This is a genomic window from Rhizobacter sp. Root404 (assembly GCF_001425865.1).
GTDB lineage: Bacteria > Pseudomonadota > Gammaproteobacteria > Burkholderiales > Burkholderiaceae_C > LMDS01.
This window is the reverse complement of record NZ_LMDS01000004.1, coordinates 147,022-168,645: the sequence shown is the minus strand read 5'-3', so window position 1 is coordinate 168,645 and position 21,624 is coordinate 147,022. Positions and strand designations below refer to the sequence as shown.

Sequence of the window (21,624 nt, the reverse complement as noted above, 5' to 3'; positions counted from 1 at the left end):
CATGTCGAACTACCAACAACCCGATGCCTCGGGCCACTTCGGCCCCTATGGCGGCAGCTTCGTCGCCGAAACGCTGGTGCATGCGCTCGATGAACTCAAGCGCGCCTATGCCGACGTCCAGAACGACCCGGCGTTCCTCGCGGAATTCCAATACGAACTGAAGCACTTCGTCGGCCGCCCGAGCCCGATCTACCACGCGGCGCGCATGAGCCGCGAACTCGGCGGCGCGCAGATCTTCCTGAAGCGCGAGGACCTGAACCACACCGGCGCGCACAAGGTCAACAACACGATCGGCCAGGCGATGCTTGCGCGCCGCATGGGCAAGCCGCGCGTGATCGCCGAGACCGGCGCCGGCCAGCACGGCGTGGCGACCGCGACGATCTGCGCACGCTACGGCCTGGAGTGCGTGGTCTACATGGGCAGCGAGGACGTGAAGCGCCAGTCGCCGAACGTCTACCGCATGAACCTGCTCGGCGCGACGGTGGTGCCGGTCGAGAGTGGCTCCAAGACGCTGAAGGACGCGCTGAACGAGGCGTTGCGCGACTGGGTCACCAACGTCGAGAACACCTTCTACATCATCGGCACGGTGGCGGGCCCGCACCCGTACCCGACGATGGTGCGCGACTTCCAGCGCGTGATCGGCGACGAGTGCCTGGTGCAGATGCCCGAGATGATCGGCCGCCAGCCCGATGCCGTGATCGCCTGCGTCGGCGGCGGCAGCAACGCGATGGGCATCTTCTACCCGTACATCGACCATGCCGGCACGCGCCTGATCGGCGTCGAGGCGGCGGGGCAGGGCCTGGAGAGCGGCAAGCATTCGGCGTCGCTCACCAAAGGCTCGCCAGGCGTGCTGCACGGTAACCGCACCTACCTGCTGCAGGACGCGAACGGCCAGATCACCGAGACCCATTCGATCTCCGCCGGGCTCGACTACCCGGGCGTTGGCCCGGAGCACGCCTACCTGAAGGACATCGGCCGCGCCGAGTACGTCGGCATCACCGACCAGGAAGCGCTCGATGCGTTTCACCGCCTGTGCCGCACCGAAGGCATCATCCCGGCGCTCGAGTCGGCGCACGCCGTGGCGTATGCGATGAAGCTGGCGCCGACGATGCGGTCCGACCAGCACCTTTTGGTCAACCTGTCCGGCCGCGGCGACAAGGACATCGGGACGATCGCCGACCTGTCGGGGGCCGACTTCTTCTGCCGCCCATCGTGCCAGGGGCAGTCGGCCAAGGGCGGCGACGCGATCGTGAAGGGGCCGAAATGAGCCGCATCAAGACCACCTTCGATGCGCTGCAGGCGAGCGGCCGCAAGGCGCTGATCCCGTACGTCACCTCGGGCGACCCGTTCGGCGACGCCACGGTCGACATCATGCTGGCCATGGCGAGCGCGGGCGCCGACGTGATCGAACTCGGCGTGCCGTTCTCCGACCCGATGGCCGACGGCCCGGTGATCCAGAAGGCCGGCGAGCGCGCGCTGGCGCGCGGCATCGGTATGCCGCAGGTGCTGGACTTCGTGCGCGGCTTCCGCAAGACGAACGACACCACGCCCGTCGTGCTGATGGGCTATGCGAATCCGGTCGAGCGCTACGGCGTCGACCGGTTCGTGGCCGACGCCAAGGGGGCGGGCGTCGATGGCGTGCTGGTGGTCGACTACCCGCCCGAAGAGTGCGAGGATTTCGCTGCGAAGCTGCGTGCCCAGGGGATCGATCTGATCTTCCTGCTCGCGCCCACCTCGACCGAAACGCGGATGGCGCAGGTCGGTCGGATCGCCAGCGGCTACGTCTACTACGTGTCGCTGAAGGGCGTGACAGGCGCCGGGAACCTCGACACCGCCGCGGTGGCGGCGGCGGTGCCGCGCATCAAGACGTTCGTGAAGCTGCCGGTCGGCGTCGGCTTCGGCATCCGCGACGCGAAGACGGCGCAGGCCGTGGCCGCCGTGTCGGACGCCGTCGTGATCGGCACCGCCCTGGTGCAATTGCTGGAAACGCAGACGCGCGAGAATGTCGCCACTGCCGCGGGCCGCTTCATCGGCGAGATCCGCGCCGCGCTAGATTCCTGAAAGGACCGCCATGAGCTGGTTGGAAAAACTGCTGCCCCCGAAGATTCAGCCGAACGAGAGGGGCGAGCGCCGCACCGTGCCCGAAGGCCTGTGGATCAAGTGCCCGCAGTGCGAGACGGTGCTCTACAAGACGGACCTCGAGCAGAACATCAACGTCTGCCCGAAGTGCAGCCACCATCACCGCATCGGCGCGCGGGCGCGGCTCGATGCGTTCCTCGACGCCGAGGGCCGCTACGAGATCGGCCAGGAGGTGCTGCCGGTCGATGCGCTGAAGTTCAAGGACAGCAAGAAGTACACCGAACGCCTGAAGGACGCGCTGGAGAACACCGGCGAGACCGATGCGCTGGTCGTGATGGGCGGCTCGGTGCTGAGCGTGCCGGTCGTCGCCGCGTGCTTCGAGTTCGAGTTCATGGGCGGCTCGATGGGCTCGGTGGTCGGCGAGCGCTTCGTGCGCGGCGTCGAGACGGCGATCGAGCAGAGGACGCCGTTTGTCAGCTTCACCGCCACCGGCGGTGCGCGCATGCAGGAGGGCCTGCTGAGCCTGCTGCAGATGGCCAAGACCAACGCCGCGTTGACGCACCTGGCGAAGGCGCGCCTGCCCTATATCAGCGTGCTGACCGACCCGACGATGGGCGGCGTCTCGGCCAGCTTCGCGTTCGTCGGTGATGTCGTCATCGCCGAGCCGCAGGCGCTGATCGGCTTCGCCGGCCCTCGGGTGATCGAGAACACCGTGCGCGAGAAGCTGCCCGAGGGCTTCCAGCGCGCCGAGTTCCTGCTGCAGACCGGCGCGATCGACACGATCGTCGACCGCCGGGAACTGCGGGGCGTGATCGCCCGCGCGATCGCGATGCTGCAGCGCCAGAGCGCCGACGCGGTGACCTGATGCCCGCATCCGACCCGGCGGGCGTGCCGCCGCGCACGCTCGCCGACTGGCTGGCGCACTGCCTGCGCCTGCACCCGAAAGAGATCGACATGACGCTGGCGCGCGTGCGCCGCGTCCGCGAGCGCCTGGGCCTCCATTTCGCGATGCCCGTGATCGCCGTGGCGGGCACCAACGGCAAGGGATCGACCTGCGCGATGCTGGAGGCGATCGCGCTGGCGGCTGGCTACCGCGTCGGGCTCTACTCGAAGCCGCACCTGGTGCACTTCGAGGAGCGTTGCCGCGTCAACGGCACGATGGTCGATGCGGCAGCGCTGTTGCCGCACTTCGAGGCCGTCGAGCAGGCGCGCGGCGATACGGCGCTGACGTACTTCGAGTTCACGACGCTGGCGATCTTCCGCCTGCTGTCGCAACAGCCGCTCGACCTCGCGATCCTCGAAGTGGGCATGGGCGGTCGGCTCGACGCCGTCAACGCGTTCGATGCCGACTGCGCGATCATCACCAGCATCGACATCGACCATGCCGAGTTCCTCGGGCCCGACCGCGAGACGATCGCGATCGAGAAGGCCGGGATCATGCGCGCCGGCGCGCCGGTGATCGTCAGCGACCCGCGGCCGCCGCAGAGCCTGGTGGACACTGCCGCACGCGTCGGCGCCGACCTGTGGCTGGTCGGGCGCGATTTCAGCTTCGGCGGCGACAAGCAGCAGTGGAACTGGACCGGACGCACGCGCCGCTACAACGGGCTGGGCTATCCGGCGCTGCGCGGCGCGAACCAGTTGCTCAATGCGGCCGGCGTGCTCGCCGCGTTCGAGGCATTGCGGGGACGCGTGCCGATCACCGCGCAGGCGGTGCGGCAGGGCTTCGCCACGGTCGAACTGCCGGGCCGGTTCCAGATCGTCGCCGGCCAGCCGACGCTGGTGCTCGACGTCGCGCACAACCCGCACGCGGTCGCCACGCTGGCGCAGAACCTCGACCAGATGGGCTTCTTCCCCCGCACCCATGCGGTGTTCGGCGTGATGGCGGACAAGGACGTCGACGCGCTGCTCAAGCGCATGGCGCCGCTGGTCGATCATTGGCACTTCACCGACCTGCCGCTGCCGCGCGCCGCGACGGCTGCGCAGCTGGCCGCGAAGCATGCGGCGCTGGGGCTCGCCGGCCCCGGCCCGGTGACGGTCCGGACCCACGGGAGCCCGAAGGAAGCGCTCGCGGCAGCCCTGGCTGCGGCCGACCCCGCTGATAGAATCGTCGTCTTTGGATCGTTCAACACCGTCGGTGGCGTGCTCGCAGACGGCGTGCCCCGTCTGACGGGACAACACGCGGTCTGAGGGCTGCGCAGGCGGCTCGAAGTCCGTCGATCGAGGCGCCTGCGCGGTCATGGCGCATGCCGCGCGACGGGGCAACCTCGCCCGCTCATCTCAGGCCCTCACTGGAACTCGCATCGCATGGGTTTGCTGTCCGTTTTCAAGCGCCGCACCGACACTGCGGCAACCAGCAGCGCAGCGAGCGATACCGCCGACGCGGTCCAGCAGGCGCGAGTGCGTGCCCGCCAGCGGCTGATTGGCGCCGCGGTGCTGGTGGTGATCGGCATCGTCGGCTTTCCGCTGGTGTTCGAGACGCAGCCGCGGCCGATCCCGGTCGACATCCCGATCGAGGTCCCGCGCAAGGAAGGCGCGCCGCCGCTGGTGATGCCGTCGAAGGCGCCGGTCGTGACCGCCCCGGCGTCCGCTGTCGCGCCCGCACCGGTCGCGACGTCGTCCAACGACGTCATCACGGAAACGCGCGAGGAAGCAGGGCGCACCGTCGCGCCCGCTGCGGCGCCCGCACCCAAGCCCGTCGAGGTCAAGCCCGAGTCGAAGCCGGAACCCAAGACGGAGCCCAAGCCCGAGCCGAAAGCCGCCGCCAAGCCCGCGCCCAAGGAAGAGCCGAAGCCGACGGCGGCCGACGCAGGGCGCTTCGTCGTGCAGGTCGGTGCGTTCGCCGACGCGGCCGCGGCGCGCGAGACCCGCGTCAAGGCCGAGAAGCTCGGGCTGAAGACCTACACGCAGGTCGCCAGCACGCCGTCCGGCAACCGCATTCGCGTGCGCGTCGGCCCGTTCGCTTCACGCGACGAAGCGGCCAAGGCGCTGGCCAAGGCCAAGGCCGCCGGCCTGACCGCCGTCGTGCTGACCCTCTGAGGCGCCGGTGAACATCGAGCTCGGCTGGGTGGACATCGGTCTGGCGGCGTTCCTGCTGCTGTCGGTGCTCGTCGGCCTGATGCGCGGGGTCGTGTTCGAGTTGTTGTCGCTGGTCGGCTGGTTCGTCGCCTACTTCGTCGGCCTGTGGCTCACGCCGATGTTTGTGGCGTACATCCACATCGGCGCGCCCGGGTCGATGCTGAACTACGTCGTCACCTTCGCCTGCGTGTTCCTGGTCGCGCTCGTGGTCTGGAGCATCGGCGCCCGGCTGGTGCGCGCGCTGATCCGCGCGACGCCGCTCAGCCCGCTCGATCGATTGCTGGGCGCCGGCTTCGGCTTCGTGCGCGGGCTCGTCGTGCTGCTGATCGTCGCGACGGTGGTCGGCATCTCGCCGTGGGGGCGATCACCGGCATGGCAGAGTTCGCAAGGCGTCGCGTGGCTGAATGCCGTGGTGCATGAACTGCGTCCGGTGTTCACCAACGAGGTTCCTTCTTCACCTTCTTCTTCGACAGCATGACGACTCGCTCGGCGCGCTGAACCAAGGCATCAAATCATGTGCGGCATCGTCGGCGTCATCTCCAAGGGCGCGGTCAACCAACTGATCTACGACTCGCTGCTGCTGCTGCAGCACCGCGGGCAGGACGCGGCCGGCATCGTCACGATGCAGGGCACGAAGTGCTTCATGCACAAGGCGCGCGGCATGGTCCGCGACGTGTTCCGCACCCGCAACATGCGCGGGCTGCCGGGCACCGTCGGTCTCGGACAGGTGCGCTATCCGACCGCCGGCAACGCCTACAGCGAAGAGGAGGCGCAGCCCTTCTACGTCAACGCGCCGTTCGGCATCGTGCTCGTGCACAACGGCAACCTGACCAACGCGCTCGCGCTGAAGCGGGAACTGGTTGACATCGACCGCCGCCATATCAACACCACCAGCGACACCGAGGTGTTGATCAACGTCGTGGCGCATGAACTCGCGCTCGCGACGCGTGACCGGCCGCTGACGCCGGACCTCGTGTTCGACGCGGTGCGCGCGGTGCACAAGCGCATCAAGGGGTCGTATGCGGTGGTCGCGCTGATCGCCGGCCACGGGCTGCTCGCGTTCCGCGATCCGTTCGGCATCCGGCCGCTGTGCGTGGGCGAGGGTGTCGGGCCCGAGGGCCGCGAGGTGATGGTCGCGAGCGAGTCGGTCGCGATCGAGGGCACCGGCCACCAGGTGCTGCGCGACGTGGCGCCCGGCGAGGCGCTGTTCATCGATCTCGAAGGCACCGTGCATGCGCGCCAGTGCGCCGAGAACCCGAGCCTGAACCCGTGCATGTTCGAGTACGTGTATCTCGCCCGTCCCGATTCGATCATGGACGGCATCTCGGTCTACCAGGCGCGCCTGAACATGGGCGAGACGCTCGCGCAGCGGCTGATCTCGACGATCCCGCCGAACGAGATCGACGTGGTGATCCCGATCCCCGAATCGAGCCGGCCGTCGGCGATGCAGCTGGCGCAGCGCATCGGCAAGCCGTACCGCGAGGGCTTCGTCAAGAACCGCTACGTCGGCCGCACCTTCATCATGCCGGGGCAGGGCGCGCGCAAGAAGTCGGTGCGCCAGAAGCTGAATGCGATCGGCGTGGAGTTCAAGGGCCGCAACGTGCTGCTCGTCGACGACTCGATCGTGCGCGGCAACACCAGCAAGGAGATCGTGCAGATGGCGCGCGACGCCGGGGCACGCAAGGTCTACATGGCCTCGGCCGCGCCGCCGGTGCGCTTCCCGAACGTTTACGGCATCGACATGCCGACCAGCGAGGAGCTGATCGCCCACGGCCGCACGATCGAGGAGATCCGCCAGTTCATCGGCGCCGACGCGCTGATCTACCAGGACGTCGACGCGATGAAGCGCGTGGTCGGCGCGTTGAACCCCAAGCTGCGCAGCTTCGAGGCCTCGTGCTTCGACGGCCACTACATCACCGGCGACGTGAGCGCCGCCGATTTCACCGCGATGGCCGAGCAGCGCAAGGCGCAGGTCGATGAGGAAGAGAGCGACGACCGCACCCGGCTCGCACTGCAGAACGGCGAACCCGCATGACGACACGAGACGATGAGAGCCGCCGCATCGCGCGCGCGGTCCTGCCCGAGGGCCTGCGCCGCGAGACGCTCGCGGTGCGCACCGCACTCGCACCGAGCCAGCACGGCGAGAACTCCGAAGCGCTGTTCCTGAGCAGCGCCTTCGTGCAGCCGGATGCCGCGACGATGGCGCGGCGCTTTGCCGAATCCGAGGACTTCACCTACGCGCGCACCAGCAACCCGACGGTGCGCAGCTTCGAGGCCCGCCTCGCGGCGATGGAGGGCGCCGAAGCAGCGATCGCGACGAGCACCGGCATGAGCGCGATCCTGCTGCTCGGCATGGGTCTGCTGAAGGCCGGTGACCACGTGATCTGCTCGCGCTCGGTGTTCGGCTCGACGATCAACCTGTTCGCGAAGGAGTTCGCGAAGTTCGGCGTGCGCACCACCTTCGTCTCGCAGACCGACCTGGGCGCGTGGCGCGCTGCGCTCGACCCGGCCACGCGGCTGCTGTTCGCCGAGACGCCGACCAACCCGCTGACCGAGGTATGCGACATCCGTGCGCTCGCCGAGATTGCGCACGACGCCGGCGCGATGCTCGTCGTCGACAACACCTTCTGCTCGCCGGCGCTGCAGCGTCCGATCGAGCACGGTGCCGATATCGTGATGCACGCCGCGACCAAGTACCTCGATGGCCAGGGTCGCGTGATGGGCGGGGCGCTGGCGGGCCCGGCCAAGGTGATCAAGGACGTGATGGGCCCGGTGATGCGCACCGCCGGCATGGTGCTCGCCCCGTTCAACGCCTGGGTGCTGCTCAAGGGCATGGAAACGCTCGACATCCGCATGCGCGCGCAGAGCGCCAACACGCTGCAAGTCGCGCAATGGCTCGAGCAGCAGGCCGATGTGGAGCGCGTGTACTACCCCGGCCTTGCGTCGCACCCTCAGCACGCGCTCGCGATGCGCCAGCAATCCGGACTGGGCGGGGCGCTGTTGTCGTTCGACGTGCGCGGCGCCTCGCCCGAGGCCGCGCGCGCGAATGCGTTCCGTGTGCTCGACAGCACGCGCGTGCTATCGGTCGCGACCAACCTGGGCGACACCAAGTCCATCATCACGCACCCGGCGACAACCTCGCACGGGCGCCTCACCGAAGACCAGCGCCGCGCTTCCGGCATCGGCCAGGGTCTGGTCCGTCTGGCGGTCGGCCTCGAGCACCCGCTGGACGTCATCGACGACCTGCAACGCGGCCTCTCCACCTTGACCTCCTGATGAGTTCCATCGTCCGCACCCGCATCGCCCCGTCGCCTACGGGCTTCCTGCACCTCGGCACGGCCCGCACCGCGCTCTATTCGTGGGCCTACGCGCGGCATTTCGGCGGCCAGTTCGTGCTGCGCATCGAGGACACCGACGTCGCCCGCTCCACGCAGGATTCGGTCGACCAGATCCTCGCATCCATGCAGTGGCTCGGTCTCGACTACGACGAGGGCCCGATCTACCAGATGCAGCGCCTCGAGCGCTACCAGGCGGTCGTGCAGCAGATGCTCGCGGCCGGCACCGCGTACCGCTGCTATTGCACGCCCGAGGAACTCGAGGCGATGAAGGCCGCGCAGGAAGCGCGTGGCGAGAAGCGTCGCTACGACGGCACGTGGCGCCCACAGCCCGGCAAGGTGCTGCCGCCGGTGCCGGCCGGCGTCGATCCGGTCGTGCGCTTCTGCAACCCGCCGGACGGCGACGTGAGCTGGGAAGACCTGGTGAAGGGCCGCATCACGATCTCCAACCGCGAGATCGACGACCTGATCATCATGCGACCGGCCGCTGGCGGCGGGCCCGATGCGCTCGGCGTGCCGACCTACAACTTCGCCGTCGTCGTCGACGACTGGGACATGGCGATCACGCACGTCTTCCGCGGCGACGAGCACGTCAACAACACGCCCTGGCAGATCAACATCTTCAACGCGCTCGGCGCGCCGCTGCCTCTGTTCGGCCATCTGCCCGTGATCCTCGGCGACGACGGACAGAAGCTCTCGAAGCGGCGCGGCGCGGTGAGCGTCACGGCCTACGAGGAGAACGGCTACCTGCCCGAGGCGATGGTGAACTACCTGGCGCGGTTGGGCTGGAGCCATGGCGACGAGGAACTGTTCAGCCGCGAGCAGATGGTGCAGTGGTTCGACGGCGAGCATCTGTCGAAGAGTCCGGCTCAGTGGGATGCGGCCAAGCTGGCGTGGGTCAACGCGCACTACCTGAAAAACACCGACGACGCGACGCTCGCCCCCCTCGTCGCCGCCCAGTTCGCGCGACGCGGCATCGCGGCGGCAATCGACGACGTGCTGGCGCGTCGCTGCGGTCTGTTCAAGGACCGCTGTGCGACCACCGTCGAACTTGCCGATTGGCTGACGATGTATTTCGCCGACGTGACGCCCTCGACCGACGACCTCGCGGCGCACGTCACCGACGCCGTGAAGCCCGCCGTGCAGACGCTGCGCGGCAAGCTCGAAGCGGCCGAGTGGACCAGGCCCGCGATCGCCGCGGCCATCAAGGAAACGCTGGCCGCCCATGGCCTGAAGATGCCGCAACTGGCGCACGCCGTGCGAGTGCTGGTGTGCGGTCGCGCGCAAACGCCGTCGCTCGATGCGGTGCTCGAACTGTTCTCACGACAGCAAGTGTTGGAGCGTTTGCAGAGCCGCTAAAAAGCTGGCTATAATCGCAGTCTCGCTTGAAATTGCGACGGCTGGACCGGAAGTTTGGAGCAGCGTGTGAATCGTCGATAAGACGTGTTCATGCGATGCAAAGGATCAGGGGGTATAGCTCAGCTGGGAGAGCGCTTGCATGGCATGCAAGAGGTCAGCGGTTCGATCCCGCTTACCTCCACCAACAGGCCAAGGTAAGCCGCCGCAGATCAAGTCGCGATGAAGGTTCAAGTCCCCTTCGTCTAGAGGCCTAGGACACCACCCTTTCACGGTGATTACAGGGGTTCGAATCCCCTAGGGGACGCCACGTTGCACAGCGCGCTGCCGATTTCTCACGAGATCCCAGCCCTGTGAGGCGAGGTCAAGAGTTGAAAGCAAACGGCGCCTCGTGCGCCGTTTCGCTTTTCCGGGCGCTGCAGGTCGCGGCCTCCGCTGCTGCGCAATAATCGCGCGTCGTGCGCTCCTTCCGTCTCATCATCCTCGTCCTGCTGTGCGTGTTGCTCCCGGTGCGGGGCGCCATGGCCGCGACCTTGCTCTGCCCGGGCGGGGCCGGGGCGTCGGTCGCCGCCGCCAGTGCCGCACACGCGCACCACGCCGTGCATGACCATCACGCCGAAGGCACGATGGCGGCCGACCACGCGGCGCATCACCCCCACGCCAGTCCTGAGGTGCCGACCACGGACGGCGCATCCGGCGATCACCCGACCACCTGCCACTTCTGCGCGAGCGGGTGCTGCATGGCGTCCCTGCTCGGTACCGTGCCAACGCTCGGCGAGCCGGTCGTGACGGCGCGTGCCATCTTCCCCACGCTGACGGCGCCCGTCGCGGCCTTCCAGTCGGACGGCCAGGAACGCCCCCCACGAACCAGCTGACCCCTCCAGGCCTCTGCTGAGAGGCCGAATCGGGCTCGCGCGTCCAGCGCGCGAGGATCCGCCGCGACTCCGATGCGGCGGCGAATCAGATGGAAGTGAAACGATGAAGCACATTCGATCAGCCTGGGCGCTCGCCCAGGCGGCCTGCGTGCCCGCTGCCGCTCCGGCGCAGCCGGGCCACACCGATGGAGGGCGGCCGCCACGGTCACCATCTTGTCGGAGACAAGACATGCTGCGCCTGACCGCCACGGCCCTGGCTGCGCTCGTGCTCGGCGGCTGCGCGTCGTTCTCGCCGGACGGGGGCTTCGACCAGGTCGCGCAACTCACCCGCGAGCGCATCGGACAGGCGCCTGTCTATCAGCGCACCGGCGAGCCTGCCGAAACGACGCGGGCGCGCATCGCCGCGCTGCTCGCACAACCGCTCGATGCCGACAGCGCGGTGGAACTCGCGCTGCTGAACAACCGCGCGCTCCAGGCGAGCTACGCCGAGCTCGGGATTGCCGAAGCCGAGTTCGTGCGCGCGGGTCGCCTGGCCAACCCGCGGTTCACCTTCGGGCGCCTCAGCGGCGGCGGTGGCGTCGAGATCGACCGGGCCGTGATGTTCGACGTGCTGAGCCTCTTCGCGATGCCGTGGGCGCGCCAAGTCGAGCAACGGCGCTTCGAGCAGACGCAGTACCAGGCCGCGTTCGACACCGTCGGCGTCGCCGGCGAGGCGCGCCAGGCCTTCTTCGAAGCCGCGTGCGCGCAGGAGCTGGTCGTTTATTTCGAACAGGTCAAGGACGCGGCCGATGCGTCCAACGAACTGGCCAGGCGCATGGTCGCCGCCGGCAACTTCAGCGCGCTCGCACAGATGCGCGAGCAGTCGTTCTACGCCGACGCGACCGCCCGGCTCGCGCGTGCACGGCACCAGGCCGTGGCGGCGCGCGAGCGGCTGAGTCGTGTCCTGGCGCTGTCCGGCGACCAGCTCGCTTTCCGGTTGCCCGAACGCCTGCCCGATCTGCCGGCCGCGCCGGCCGACCTGCGGGATGCCGAACAGGTCGCAATGGACAAGCGCCTGGACGTGCTGATGGCCAGGCGCGCCACCGAAGCCACCGCCAGATCGCTCGGGCTCTCACGGGCGACGCGGTTCGTCAACGTGCTCGACGTGGGCTACCAGAACCAGAGCCAGACCGGTGAGCCGCGCAAGAACGGCTACGAGATCGAACTCGAGCTGCCCTTGTTCGACTTCGGCACCACGCGCGTGGCCAGGGCCGAGTCCACCTACCTGCAATCCCTGCACCGGACCGCGCAGATCGCGCTCAACGCCCGCTCCGAAGTGCGCGAGTCCTATTCGGCCTACCGCACCGCCTACGACCTCGCGAAGCACTATCGCGACGAGGTCGTGCCGCTGCGCCAGCGCATCTCGGACGAGAACCTGCTTCGCTACAACGGCATGCTGCTCAGCGTGTTCGACCTGCTCGCGGACGCGCGCGACCAGGTCGCGAGCGTGACCGGCGCCGTCGAAGCGCTGCGCGACTACTGGATCGCCGAGACGCAATTGCAGGCCGCACTGACGGGTCGCTCACCCGTTTCGGCGCCGACCAACCGTGGCGCAGGCGCGGACGCTCCCTCGGCGCGTCCGGCCGCCCATTGAAGGACATGACCATGACCCATCGCAGGACATTCTTCAAGGCCGCCGGCGCCACCATGCTGGGTGCCGCCGCGGTCAGCCGTGTCGGCGCGGCGCTGCTGCCGGAGGCGGCGACGCAGCCGTCGGCGGCCATGCAGCTCCCGCCATTGCCGCCCAACGGGCGCCCGTACCAACCCATCGTGACGCTGAACGGCTGGTCGTTGCCGTGGCGCATGAAGGACAACGTCAAGGAGTTCCACCTCGTCGCTGAGCCCGTGGTGCGCGAGATCGCGCCGGGCATGAAGGCCAACCTCTGGGGCTACAACGGTCAGAGCCCGGGGCCGACGATCGAGGCGGTGGAAGGCGATCGCATTCGCATCTTCGTCACCAACAAGTTGCCCGAAGTCACCAGCGTCCATTGGCACGGTGTGCTCGTGCCGTCCGGCATGGATGGTGTCAGCGGCCTCACGCAGCCGCCGATCGGCGTCGGCAAGACGTTCCTCTACGAATTCGTGCTGCAGCGCTCCGGGACCTTCATGTACCACCCGCACGCCGACGAGATGACGCAGATGGCGATGGGCATGATGGGCCTGTTCATCGTGCACCCCAGGGACGCGCGGCAGTTCAGGGTGGACCGCGACTTCGGCTTCATCCTGAACACCTACGACATCGATCCGGGCAGTGCGACGCCCAAGGTCAACACGATGCTCGACTTCAACCTCTGGACATGGAACAGCCGCGCCTTCCCGGGCATCGATCCGCTGGTGGCGCGCACCGGGGAGCGGGTCCGGATCCGCGTCGGCAACCTGACGATGACCAACCACCCGATCCACATGCACGGGCCTCATTTCGAGGTGACCGGCACCGACGGCGGTTGGGTGCCGAAAAGCGCGCGCTGGCCCGAGGTGACGACCGACATCGGCGTCGGCCAGATGCGCGCGTTCGAGTTCGACGCGCTCGCCGGCGACTGGGCCTTGCATTGCCACAAGTCGCACCACACGATGAACGCGATGGGCCACGCCGTGCCGACGATGATCGGCGTCGACCAGCGTGAAGTGGCGAAGCGGATCTCGAAGCTGGTGCCCGACTACATGGTCATGGGCGACAAGGGCATGCACGACATGGCCGCCATGGCGATGCCGATCCCCGAGAACACCTTGCCGATGATGACCGGCACCGGTCCGTTCGGGCCGGTGGGGATGGGCGGCATGTTCAGCGTCGTGAAGGTGCGCGACAACGTTGCGCGCGGCGACTTCAGGGATCCCGGGCCCTACCAGCATCCCGCGGGCACGCTGGCCTCCGAATACGTGGCGACCGCCATGCCCGCGACAGTCCGCGCGCCCGCCCCGAAGGCCGACGCCGAGACCTTGCGCGTTCGCAAGCCGTCTGGGCATCACGAGCACTGACGCCGCAGCGGTAGGCAAGAAGCGTCCAAAGCTGTGCTAAAGTAGAGGGCTCGGGTCAAGACCGCCCGAGACGGTCTTGCAGACCATGGAGTGGTAGTTCAGTTGGTTAGAATACCGGCCTGTCACGCCGGGGGTCGCGGGTTCGAGCCCCGTCCACTCCGCCAATATCTCTAATGAAATCAGGCACTTAGCGGTGCCTGTTTTTCTTTGGACTCGCGCCAGGCGGCCGGTTCAGATCGAGCGTTGGTTCACGCGCCTGGACAGTTCATCCGCTGTTTCCCTGCGTTCGCTGTAGCGGTCGACCAGGTAACCCGCGACGTCGCGCGTCAGCAGCGTGAACTTCACCAGTTCCTCCATCACGTCGACGACGCGTTCGTAGTAGGCGGACGGCTTCATGCGCCCGGCCTCGTCGAACTCGAGGTACGCCTTCGCGACCGACGACTGGTTCGGGATCGTGATCATGCGCATCCAGCGCCCGAGCACACGCAACTGATTCACCGCATTGAACGACTGCGAGCCGCCCGACACTTCCATCACCGCCAGCGTCTTGCCCTGCGTCGGGCGGACGGCGCCGACGCTCAGCGGAATCCAGTCGATCTGCGCCTTCATGATGCCGGTCATCGCGCCGTGGCGTTCGGGTGAGGTCCAGACCATGCCCTCGGCCCAGGCGGCGGCTGCGCGCAACTCCTGCACTTTGGGGTGCGTATCGGGTCCGGCGTCGGGCCATGGCAGTCCGGCGGGGTCGAAGATGCGCACCTCGCCGCCCAGCGCGACGAGCAGGCGCGCTGCTTCGAGCGTCAGCAGTTTGCTGTACGAGCGTTCCCGCAGGGAACCGTAGAGCAGCAGGAAGCGCGGCGCGTGGGTCGAGGCGCCGGCGCCGCCCAGCCGGGCGCCGGTCGGCGTGTCGAACAGCGCCATGTCGACATGGGGCAGGTCCGGATCAAGAGGCGACACGGCGGCCTTTCGCATCGTTGGTGGGCTGTCCGGCTTCATACCAGGACTTGCTGTTATTCACGACCTTCACGACCAGGAGCATGACCGGCACCTCGATCAGCACGCCGACCACCGTGGCGAGCGCGGCGCCGGACTCGAAGCCGAACAGGCTGATCGCCGCGGCGACCGCCAGCTCGAAGAAGTTGCTCGCCCCGATCAGCGCCGAAGGGCAGGCGACCGCATGCGATTCGCCCAGGCGCCGGTTCAGCCAGTACGCGAGACCGGAATTGAAGAAGACCTGGATCAGGATCGGAACGGCCAGCATCGCGATGACGAGCGGCTGGTCCAGGATGGCCTGGCCCTGGAATGCGAAGAGCAGCACCAGCGTCGCGAGCAAAGCGGTCATCGACCACGGGCCGATCCTGGCGAGTGCGGCGTCGAATGCCGCCTGGCCGCGCCCGAGCAGCGCCTTGCGACACAGTTGCGCGATCACCACCGGGATCACGATGTACAGGACGACCGACGTGATCAGCGTCGCCCACGGCACCACGATGGCCGACATGCCGAGCAGCAAGGCGACGATGGGCGCGAACGCGAACACCATGATCGCGTCGTTGAGCGCCACCTGCGACAGCGTGAACAGTGCATGCCCGCCGGTCAACCGGCTCCACACGAACACCATCGCCGTGCAGGGCGCGGCAGCGAGCAGGATCAAGCCGGCGATGTAGCTGTCGGCCTGGCCGGCCGGCAGGTAGGGCGCGAACACATGGCGGATGAAGATCCACCCCAACAGGGCCATCGAGAAAGGCTTCACCGCCCAGTTGACGAACAGCGTGACGCCGATGCCGCGCCAATGCTGCTTGACCTGCGACAGCGCCGCGAAGTCGACCTTCAGCAGCATCGGGATGATCATGACCCAGATCAGCAGGCCCACGGGGACGTTCACCCTGGCGATCTCCATGCGGCCGATGGCCTGGAACGGCCCCGGCAGCAGTTGCCCGAGGGCGATGCCGACGACGATGCAGAGCAGCACCCACACGGTCAGGTAGCGCTCGAAGACGCCCATGGGAGCCGACGAGGCGCTGGGTGAGGGCAGGGCGGTGGGCGTCATCATCAGCTGCGACCGATGTCCACCAACGCGGCTTGCAGTGCAGCACGGTCCATGGTGTCCAGGGGCAGTGCGAGCAGCTGCAGCATGCGGTAGCCGAGGGCCTGGCGCGTCGATTCGAAGGCCCGGCGCTGACCGTCCTCGCCGCCTGCCGCGTTCGACGGATCGGGGTAGCCCCAGTGCACCTTGACCGGCTGACCCCCGGTGCCGCCGAAGAAGACCGGGCAGGTCTCCGAGGCAGCGCTGTCACACACGGTGATCACGATCGACAGGGGCGGCGCGCCATCCCGGCTGAATTCGTCCCAGCTCTTGCTGCGGCAGGCGTCGGTGTCGATGCCGGCGTTGTTCAGCGCTTCGATGGCGAACGGGTTGATGCGACCGCTGGGTGCGCTGCCGGCACTGAAGGCGCGCACGTCGCGGCCGAGCCGGGAGGCCCACGCATTCAGCATGCCCTCGGCGAGCACGCTGCGCGCGGAGTTGTGGGTGCACAGGATGAGGACGTTGGTGGTCATGGGGTCGTGGGGGTGAGTCTCAGCAGTCGGCACAGTGCGCTGCCGGCGTTGCCGCGCACGTTGTCCCCTGGCAGCAATGGGCGGTGAGGTAGCCCATCAGATCGTTCATCTGCGTGATCGACGGCCGGTAGATCAGGTGGCGGCTTTCGCGCTCCTGCGTCACCAGGCCGGAGTGGGTCAGTTCCTTCAGGTGGAACGACAGCGTCGAGGCAGGAACGTCCAGCAGGGCGGACAACGCACCTGGTGTCATTCCGCTCGGCCCCGCGCCGATGAGGGCGCGAAATATGCGCAGGCGAACCGTCTGTGCGAGCGCGGCGAGCGAAACGATGGCGGCTTGTTCTTCCATGTTTCCATTTTCATGGAAAAGTGGCGTCCGGTCAACCGGCCTTGTTGTGTGGGCCAACCGGTCAGCGCTGCGCGGTCTTCCGGCGTCGGGGCGCCAGACCCTCGCGAAAGATCGCGAACAGACGCTCCCCGACGTCGTCGGCACTGAGTTCGCCATCGGCGCGAAACCACGACGTCATCCAGTGCAACGTGCCGAAGAGGCTGAACGCCGCCAGCTTGGGGTCGCACGCTGCGATGGACCCGTCGTCGATGCCAGCGGCAATCATGCCGCGCACGGCCTGATCGATACGCCGGAAGGCGGGTGCCACCTGGGAGCGGCTGTCCGGGTCCAGCGGGGTGGTCCCTGACAGCACCAAGCACTTGCCGAAGTCGCCCGTCAACACCTGCACGTAGCTGCCGACAAAGATGCGCAGTTTCTCGAGCCCGTTGCTCCCGGTCTCTTCGGCCAGGGTGATGGCGGGCTCGATCTGACCCATCGCATGGTGCAGGATCTGCAGCAGGATGTCGTCCTTGCTCTTCACGTAGTAGTACAGGCTCGGCTTGGTGACGTTCAGCAAGGTCGCCAGGTCGTTCAGCGAGGTGGCATAGAAGCCCCGCTCGTTGAACAACCGCGCGGCCGTACGCAGGATCGCCAAGCGCTTCAGCGCCGACTGCTCCTCCTTGTTCTGGACTTCGTAGCCCCATCGCGCGGGTGACTTGCGGCTGTCGACGGCGATTGTCGACGCGGCCGCGGGCGTTGCTTTCGAGCGCGCCTTGGCAGGGCGGTGGGGCAGGGCAGTCTTGGTCGTCATGGTCGCATTGTAGGTACTCGGGAAACTACTGAACGTTTTCTATTGGACAAAGTTACCGACCGGTAAGTACCATTGCCTCAGATTAGAAAAAGGATGCGGCAATGGAACACAAGGCGAGAGTGGCGGGCGTCGGAATGGTGCAGTTCGCGAAGCCCGGCGCGAGCGACTCCTACGACGTGATGGGTGCGGCGGCGGTGCGCCAGGCGCTGGCCGATGCGGGCGTCGGCTACGAGCTCGTGCAGCAGGTCTACGCCGGCTATGTCTACGGCGACTCCACCTGCGGACAGAAGGCGGTCTACGGCGTCGGCCTGACGGGCGTGCCGATCGTCAACGTGAACAACAACTGCTCGACCGGCTCGACCGCGCTGTTCCTCGCGCGCCAGGCCATCGAGGGCGGCGCGGCCGAGTGCGTGCTGGTGCTCGGCTTCGAGCAGATGCAGCGCGGCGCGCTCGGCTCCGCATGGCCCGACCGGCCGACGCCGTTCGTCGACTTCGACACGCTCACCGCCGAGCTCGTTGGCGACGTGGACGTGCCCTTTGCGCTCAAGTATTTCGGCGGTGCCGGCCAGAGCCACATGCGCAAGTACGGTACGCCGCTCGCCACCTTCGCGAAGATCCGCGCCAAGGCGAGCCGGCACGCCGCCAACAACCCGCTGGCGCTGCTGCGCACCGTGCTGACCGAGGACGACGTGCTGCAGTCGCCCGCGCTCTGGCCCGGCGTGATGACCCGGCTGATGGCGTGCCCGCCGACCTGCGGTGCGGCTGCAGCGCTCCTGGTGTCGCCGGCCTTCGCACGCCGCCACGGGCTGCGCGCCGACGTCGCGATCGCGGCGCAGGCGATGACGACCGACACGCCCATCAGCTTCGAATCGCGCGACATGATGGACGTGGTGGGCCATGACATGGCGCGCCGTTGCGCCGCGATGGTGTACGAGGCTTCCGGCATCGGCCCGCTGGACGTGAAGGTGGTCGAGCTGCACGACTGCTTCGCGCAGAACGAACTCATCAGCTACGAGGCGCTCGGGCTGTGCCCGCCCGGCGGCGCCGAGAAGTTCGTCGACGACGGCGACAACACGTACGGTGGCCGCGTCGTCACCAACCCGTCCGGCGGATTGCTCTCGAAGGGCCACCCGTTGGGCGCGACCGGCCTCGCGCAGTGCTACGAACTGACGCACCAACTCCGCGGCACGGCGGAGGCACGCCAGGTGCCCGGCGCCAAGGTGGCGCTGCAGCACAACCTCGGGCTCGGCGGCGCGTGCGTCGTCACGATGTACCAGGCGGCCTGACGATGATCGACAGCAAGCACATCGGCCGCGCGTTCGCGGCCAGCCGCGCCGAAGTGGAGAAGGGGCGCCTGCGCTTCTTCGCGAAGGCGATCGGCGAGACCGATCCGGTCTACACCGACGAGGCCGTGGCGCGCGCCGCCGGCCACGCCTCACTGCCGGTGCCCCCCACGTTCCTGTTCAGCCTCGAGATGGAAAAGCCCGATCCGTTCGCGTGGATGGACGAGATCGGCATGGACCTCACGCGCATCCTGCACGGCGAACAGAGCTTCACGTACCACCGGATGGCGTACGCCGGCGACACGCTCACCTTCGAGTCGCATGTCGCGGACGTCTACGACAAGAAGAACGGCGCGCTGACCTTCGTGGTGCGGGCCGTGAAGGTCACCGACCAACGCGGCGCGCACGTCGCCGACCTGCGCAGCAGCATCGCGCACCGCAACACCTGACCCCGATGAACGCACGCCATTCCCCCGCGCCACCGGCTGCCCCGGCGTTCGACGCCGTCAGCGTCGGCGACGCGCTGCCGCCGCTCGAATTGCCACCGATCAACCGCACGACGCTCGCGCTGTTCGCCGGCGCGTCGGGCGATCACAACCCGATTCACATCGACATCGATGTCGCGCGCCGCGCCGGCATGCCGGACGTGTTCGCGCAGGGCATGTTGTCCGCCGCGTACCTCGGCCGCCTGCTGACCGGCTGGGTGCCGCAGCGTTGCCTGCGCCAGCTCAACCTGCGCTTCACCGGCATCACCCACCTGGGCCACCGGCTCACCTGCACCGGACGCGTGACGGAGAAGGCCGAGCGCGCCGGCGAACGGCTGGTGCGGGTCGAAGTCGCGACGACCACCCAGTACGGCGACAAGAAGATCATCGGCGACGCCTGGATCGCGCTCGATGCACCTGGAGATACCGCGCGATGAGCACACTGCAAGGCAAGGTGGCGATGGTCACCGGTTCGGGTCGCGGCATCGGCCGCGCAATCGCGCTCAAGCTGGCCGGGGAGGGCGCGCGTCTGGTCGTCAATGACCTGGACGCTGAGCCGGCGGAGCAGGTCGCGCAGGAGATCCGCGCGCTGGGCGGCGAGGCCGCGGTGTGCGTCGGCAGCGTGACGGCGCCCGACTTCGCCGAGCGCTTCGTCAAGACCGCGGTCGACACCTACAGCGGCATCGACATCATCGTCAACAACGCCGGCTACACCTGGGACGCGGTGATCCAGAAGATGACCGACGAGCAGTGGTACGCGATCCTCGATTGCCACCTCACCGCGCCGTTCCGCATCCTGCGCGCCGCGCAGCCGGTGATCCGCGCGCTGCACAAGGCCGAGGCGGCCGAGGGCCGGGCGGTGTTCCGAAAGGTCGTCAACATCTCGTCGATCGCGGGCCTGGGCGGCAACGCGGGCCAGGCCAACTACGCAGTGGCCAAGGCCGGCATCACGGGCCTGACCAAGACGCTGTCGAAGGAATGGGGCCGCATGCTGGTCAACGTCAACACCGTGGCCTACGGCTTCATCCGCACCCGACTCACCGAGGCGACCGAGGCCGACACGTCCGTGACGATCGAGGGCCGCGACATCAAGGTCGGCATCAACCCGGGCCTGCTGAAGACGATCGAGTCGGGCGTCCCGCTGGGCCGCGGCGGCACGCCGGCGGAAGCCGCGGGCGCGGTCTACCTGTTCTGCATCCCCGAATCGAACTACATCTCCGGCCAGACGATCGTCTGCGGCGGTGGGTTCACGATGGGCTGAGGTCGCGGACGTCATGGATACCACCACCCGCCCCGCCTGGATGAGCGAAGGCCACGAGCTGCTGGCCGACACGGCGCGCCGCTTCGTGCGCGAGGCCATCGAACCGAACGACGCGCGCTGGCGCGCCCAGCACCGGGTCGACAAGTCGGCGTGGCAACGGGCCGGCGAACTGGGCCTGCTGCTGACCGACGTGCCGGGCGCGTACGGCGGCATGGACGGCGATTTCGGGCACGAGGTCGCGATCTACCGCGCGCTGGCCGAGTCGCCGGAGATGGGCTTCGCCGCCGGGCGCATGGTCCATGCGATCGTCGCGCACTACGTGCTCGCGTGCGGCACCGAGGCGCAGAAGGCGCACTGGCTGCCGAAGATGGCCGCGGGCGACTGCATCGGTGCGATCGCGATGACCGAGCCCGGTGCCGGTTCCGACCTCAAGGGCATCCGCACGACCGCGGTGCTCGACGGCGACCACTACGTCGTCAACGGCTCGAAGACCTACATCTCCAACGCGCTCAACATGGGGCTGCTGGTGCTGGTGGCGAAGACCGATCCGGCGGCCGGCTCCAAAGGCGTCTCGCTGCTGCTGATGGACCCGCACGCGACGCCCGGCTTTCGCTGCGGCCAGGTGCTCGACAAGATCGGCATGCACGCGCAGGACACCTGCGAGCTGTTCTTCGATGATTGCCGCGTGCCGGCCGCCAACCTGCTAGGCGACGCCGAGGGCCGCGGCATGTACCAGCTGATGGACCAGCTGCCCTACGAGCGCGCCTTGATCGGCGTCTACTCGGCGGCGCTGATGGAGCGCGCCGTCGCGCTCACGGTGGACTGGTGCAAGCAGCGCCAGGTCTTCGGCAAGCCGCTGATCGAGCTGCAGAACACCCGCTTCCAGCTGGCCGAGGCGAGCACGCGGACCGAGGTGGCGCGCGTCTTCGTCGACGACGTCATCCGTCGCCTGATCGACGGCTCGCTCGACGGCACCACCGCGTCGATGGCCAAGTGGTGGGTCACGCAGACCTACGGCGAGGTGGTCGATTCATGCCTGCAGCTGTTCGGCGGCGCCGGCTACATGAACGAGGTGCCGATCGCGCGGATGTACGCCGACGCCCGCGTGATGCGGATCTTCGGCGGCACCAACGAGATCATGAAAGAGCTGATCGCTCGCGCGCTGTGATGA

General features: G+C 68.2%; 22 protein-coding genes and 3 tRNA genes. 20 read left to right on the top strand and 5 right to left on the bottom strand.

The features are described from left to right. Position 1: 1 nt before the first annotated feature. From trpB to ASC76_RS05275, 15 genes are all read left to right on the top strand, one after another. On the top strand, positions 2–1,267 hold the full coding sequence (gene trpB / locus ASC76_RS05345; protein ID WP_056463620.1) for a tryptophan synthase subunit beta: 1,266 nt from the start codon (positions 2–4) through the stop codon (positions 1,265–1,267). Next, positions 1,264–2,061: a tryptophan synthase subunit alpha gene (gene trpA, locus ASC76_RS05340; RefSeq protein ID WP_056463615.1), complete on the top strand. Its 798-nt coding sequence runs from the start codon at positions 1,264–1,266 to the stop codon at positions 2,059–2,061. The genes trpB and trpA overlap by 4 nt, the downstream gene beginning before the upstream one ends. A gap of 10 nt (positions 2,062–2,071) precedes the next feature. Beyond that, on the top strand, positions 2,072–2,944 hold the full coding sequence (accD, locus tag ASC76_RS05335) for an acetyl-CoA carboxylase, carboxyltransferase subunit beta (RefSeq protein WP_056463612.1): 873 nt from the start codon (positions 2,072–2,074) through the stop codon (positions 2,942–2,944). Continuing rightward, complete coding sequence (gene folC, locus ASC76_RS05330) at positions 2,944–4,266, top strand: bifunctional tetrahydrofolate synthase/dihydrofolate synthase (protein WP_056463609.1); 1,323 nt, start codon at positions 2,944–2,946, stop codon at positions 4,264–4,266. The genes accD and folC overlap by 1 nt, the downstream gene beginning before the upstream one ends. A 117-nt stretch (positions 4,267–4,383) precedes the next feature. Continuing rightward, on the top strand, positions 4,384–5,115 hold the full coding sequence (locus ASC76_RS05325) for an SPOR domain-containing protein (protein ID WP_056463606.1): 732 nt from the start codon (positions 4,384–4,386) through the stop codon (positions 5,113–5,115). 7 nt (positions 5,116–5,122) lie between these two features. Beyond that, on the top strand, positions 5,123–5,632 hold the full coding sequence (locus ASC76_RS05320; protein ID WP_235580362.1) for a CvpA family protein: 510 nt from the start codon (positions 5,123–5,125) through the stop codon (positions 5,630–5,632). 36 nt (positions 5,633–5,668) lie between these two features. Then, the gene (gene purF, locus ASC76_RS05315) at positions 5,669–7,189 is read left to right on the top strand and encodes an amidophosphoribosyltransferase (protein ID WP_056463601.1); all 1,521 of its coding nucleotides are present in this window, start codon (positions 5,669–5,671) and stop codon (positions 7,187–7,189) included. Beyond that, positions 7,186–8,430: an O-succinylhomoserine sulfhydrylase gene (locus ASC76_RS05310; protein ID WP_056463598.1), complete on the top strand. Its 1,245-nt coding sequence runs from the start codon at positions 7,186–7,188 to the stop codon at positions 8,428–8,430. The genes purF and ASC76_RS05310 overlap by 4 nt, the downstream gene beginning before the upstream one ends. Beyond that, the gene (gene gltX / locus ASC76_RS05305; RefSeq protein WP_056463595.1) at positions 8,430–9,848 is read left to right on the top strand and encodes a glutamate--tRNA ligase; all 1,419 of its coding nucleotides are present in this window, start codon (positions 8,430–8,432) and stop codon (positions 9,846–9,848) included. Before ASC76_RS05310 ends, gltX begins: the two co-directional genes overlap by 1 nt. 108 nt (positions 9,849–9,956) lie before the next feature. Beyond that, a tRNA-Ala gene (locus tag ASC76_RS05300) sits at positions 9,957–10,032 on the top strand. A gap of 47 nt (positions 10,033–10,079) precedes the next feature. Then, a tRNA-Glu gene (locus tag ASC76_RS05295) sits at positions 10,080–10,155 on the top strand. A gap of 148 nt (positions 10,156–10,303) precedes the next feature. Next, on the top strand, positions 10,304–10,720 hold the full coding sequence (locus ASC76_RS05290; RefSeq protein WP_056463592.1) for a hypothetical protein: 417 nt from the start codon (positions 10,304–10,306) through the stop codon (positions 10,718–10,720). Positions 10,721–10,949: 229 nt separating this feature from the next. Further along, complete coding sequence (locus ASC76_RS05285; protein ID WP_056463590.1) at positions 10,950–12,353, top strand: TolC family protein; 1,404 nt, start codon at positions 10,950–10,952, stop codon at positions 12,351–12,353. 11 nt (positions 12,354–12,364) lie between these two features. Beyond that, a complete protein-coding gene (locus ASC76_RS05280) occupies positions 12,365–13,735 on the top strand; it encodes a multicopper oxidase family protein (protein ID WP_056466907.1) in 1,371 nt (456 codons plus the stop codon). An 87-nt stretch (positions 13,736–13,822) separates the two neighbouring features. Next, a tRNA-Asp gene (locus ASC76_RS05275) sits at positions 13,823–13,899 on the top strand. A 67-nt stretch (positions 13,900–13,966) separates the two neighbouring features. On the opposite strand, the gene arsH is transcribed toward ASC76_RS05275, so the two are convergent. The 5 genes from arsH to ASC76_RS05250 all read right to left on the bottom strand — a co-directional run bounded on the left by arsH (position 13,967) and on the right by ASC76_RS05250 (position 17,424). Next, entirely contained in the window at positions 13,967–14,704 is a 738-nt protein-coding gene (gene arsH / locus ASC76_RS05270) for an arsenical resistance protein ArsH (RefSeq protein WP_056463587.1), read from the bottom strand. After that, on the bottom strand, positions 14,676–15,779 hold the full coding sequence (gene arsB / locus ASC76_RS05265; protein WP_056466905.1) for an ACR3 family arsenite efflux transporter: 1,104 nt from the start codon (positions 15,777–15,779) through the stop codon (positions 14,676–14,678). Before arsB ends, arsH begins: the two co-directional genes overlap by 29 nt. Positions 15,780–15,781: 2 nt before the next feature. Then, positions 15,782–16,288 carry an arsenate reductase ArsC gene (locus ASC76_RS05260; RefSeq protein WP_056463584.1) on the bottom strand — a complete coding sequence of 169 codons (507 nt, stop codon included), beginning with the start codon at positions 16,286–16,288 and terminating at the stop codon, positions 15,782–15,784. A gap of 19 nt (positions 16,289–16,307) precedes the next feature. Continuing rightward, positions 16,308–16,634 (bottom strand): helix-turn-helix transcriptional regulator, encoded by a 327-nt coding sequence (locus tag ASC76_RS05255; protein WP_056463581.1) that lies wholly within the window; start codon positions 16,632–16,634, stop codon positions 16,308–16,310. Between the two features lie 61 nt (positions 16,635–16,695). Next, positions 16,696–17,424: a TetR/AcrR family transcriptional regulator gene (locus tag ASC76_RS05250; protein WP_056463578.1), complete on the bottom strand. Its 729-nt coding sequence runs from the start codon at positions 17,422–17,424 to the stop codon at positions 16,696–16,698. A gap of 101 nt (positions 17,425–17,525) precedes the next feature. Between ASC76_RS05250 and ASC76_RS05245 the strand changes: the two genes are divergently transcribed. From ASC76_RS05245 to ASC76_RS05225, 5 genes are read left to right on the top strand one after another with little or no spacing between them, the layout of a single operon-like run. After that, the gene (locus ASC76_RS05245; RefSeq protein ID WP_056463575.1) at positions 17,526–18,710 is read left to right on the top strand and encodes a lipid-transfer protein; all 1,185 of its coding nucleotides are present in this window, start codon (positions 17,526–17,528) and stop codon (positions 18,708–18,710) included. 2 nt (positions 18,711–18,712) lie between these two features. Continuing rightward, positions 18,713–19,156: a MaoC family dehydratase N-terminal domain-containing protein gene (locus ASC76_RS05240; protein ID WP_056463572.1), complete on the top strand. Its 444-nt coding sequence runs from the start codon at positions 18,713–18,715 to the stop codon at positions 19,154–19,156. Positions 19,157–19,161: 5 nt separating this feature from the next. Then, positions 19,162–19,629 (top strand): MaoC family dehydratase, encoded by a 468-nt coding sequence (locus ASC76_RS05235; RefSeq protein ID WP_056463569.1) that lies wholly within the window; start codon positions 19,162–19,164, stop codon positions 19,627–19,629. Next, positions 19,626–20,453: an SDR family NAD(P)-dependent oxidoreductase gene (locus ASC76_RS05230; RefSeq protein ID WP_056463566.1), complete on the top strand. Its 828-nt coding sequence runs from the start codon at positions 19,626–19,628 to the stop codon at positions 20,451–20,453. The genes ASC76_RS05235 and ASC76_RS05230 overlap by 4 nt, the downstream gene beginning before the upstream one ends. A gap of 13 nt (positions 20,454–20,466) precedes the next feature. Further along, the gene (locus ASC76_RS05225) at positions 20,467–21,621 is read left to right on the top strand and encodes an acyl-CoA dehydrogenase family protein (protein WP_056463563.1); all 1,155 of its coding nucleotides are present in this window, start codon (positions 20,467–20,469) and stop codon (positions 21,619–21,621) included. Positions 21,622–21,624 lie beyond the last annotated feature (3 nt).

What these genes read in the sequence shown, in the direction of transcription:
- trpB (WP_056463620.1), top strand. Translation starts at nt 2, where the DNA reads ATGTCGAACTACCAACAACCCGATGCCTCGGGCCACTTCGGCCCCTAT.
- trpA (WP_056463615.1), top strand. Translation starts at nt 1,264, where the DNA reads ATGAGCCGCATCAAGACCACCTTCGATGCGCTGCAGGCGAGCGGCCGC.
- accD (WP_056463612.1), top strand. Translation starts at nt 2,072, where the DNA reads ATGAGCTGGTTGGAAAAACTGCTGCCCCCGAAGATTCAGCCGAACGAG.
- folC (WP_056463609.1), top strand. Translation starts at nt 2,944, where the DNA reads ATGCCCGCATCCGACCCGGCGGGCGTGCCGCCGCGCACGCTCGCCGAC.
- ASC76_RS05325 (WP_056463606.1), top strand. Translation starts at nt 4,384, where the DNA reads ATGGGTTTGCTGTCCGTTTTCAAGCGCCGCACCGACACTGCGGCAACC.
- purF (WP_056463601.1), top strand. Translation starts at nt 5,669, where the DNA reads ATGTGCGGCATCGTCGGCGTCATCTCCAAGGGCGCGGTCAACCAACTG.
- ASC76_RS05310 (WP_056463598.1), top strand. Translation starts at nt 7,186, where the DNA reads ATGACGACACGAGACGATGAGAGCCGCCGCATCGCGCGCGCGGTCCTG.
- gltX (WP_056463595.1), top strand. Translation starts at nt 8,430, where the DNA reads ATGAGTTCCATCGTCCGCACCCGCATCGCCCCGTCGCCTACGGGCTTC.
- ASC76_RS05285 (WP_056463590.1), top strand. Translation starts at nt 10,950, where the DNA reads ATGCTGCGCCTGACCGCCACGGCCCTGGCTGCGCTCGTGCTCGGCGGC.
- ASC76_RS05280 (WP_056466907.1), top strand. Translation starts at nt 12,365, where the DNA reads ATGACCCATCGCAGGACATTCTTCAAGGCCGCCGGCGCCACCATGCTG.
- arsH (WP_056463587.1), bottom strand. Translation starts at nt 14,704, where the DNA reads ATGCGAAAGGCCGCCGTGTCGCCTCTTGATCCGGACCTGCCCCATGTC.
- arsB (WP_056466905.1), bottom strand. Translation starts at nt 15,779, where the DNA reads ATGACGCCCACCGCCCTGCCCTCACCCAGCGCCTCGTCGGCTCCCATG.
- ASC76_RS05260 (WP_056463584.1), bottom strand. Translation starts at nt 16,288, where the DNA reads ATGACCACCAACGTCCTCATCCTGTGCACCCACAACTCCGCGCGCAGC.
- ASC76_RS05255 (WP_056463581.1), bottom strand. Translation starts at nt 16,634, where the DNA reads ATGGAAGAACAAGCCGCCATCGTTTCGCTCGCCGCGCTCGCACAGACG.
- ASC76_RS05250 (WP_056463578.1), bottom strand. Translation starts at nt 17,424, where the DNA reads ATGACGACCAAGACTGCCCTGCCCCACCGCCCTGCCAAGGCGCGCTCG.
- ASC76_RS05245 (WP_056463575.1), top strand. Translation starts at nt 17,526, where the DNA reads ATGGAACACAAGGCGAGAGTGGCGGGCGTCGGAATGGTGCAGTTCGCG.
- ASC76_RS05240 (WP_056463572.1), top strand. Translation starts at nt 18,713, where the DNA reads ATGATCGACAGCAAGCACATCGGCCGCGCGTTCGCGGCCAGCCGCGCC.
- ASC76_RS05235 (WP_056463569.1), top strand. Translation starts at nt 19,162, where the DNA reads ATGAACGCACGCCATTCCCCCGCGCCACCGGCTGCCCCGGCGTTCGAC.
- ASC76_RS05230 (WP_056463566.1), top strand. Translation starts at nt 19,626, where the DNA reads ATGAGCACACTGCAAGGCAAGGTGGCGATGGTCACCGGTTCGGGTCGC.
- ASC76_RS05225 (WP_056463563.1), top strand. Translation starts at nt 20,467, where the DNA reads ATGGATACCACCACCCGCCCCGCCTGGATGAGCGAAGGCCACGAGCTG.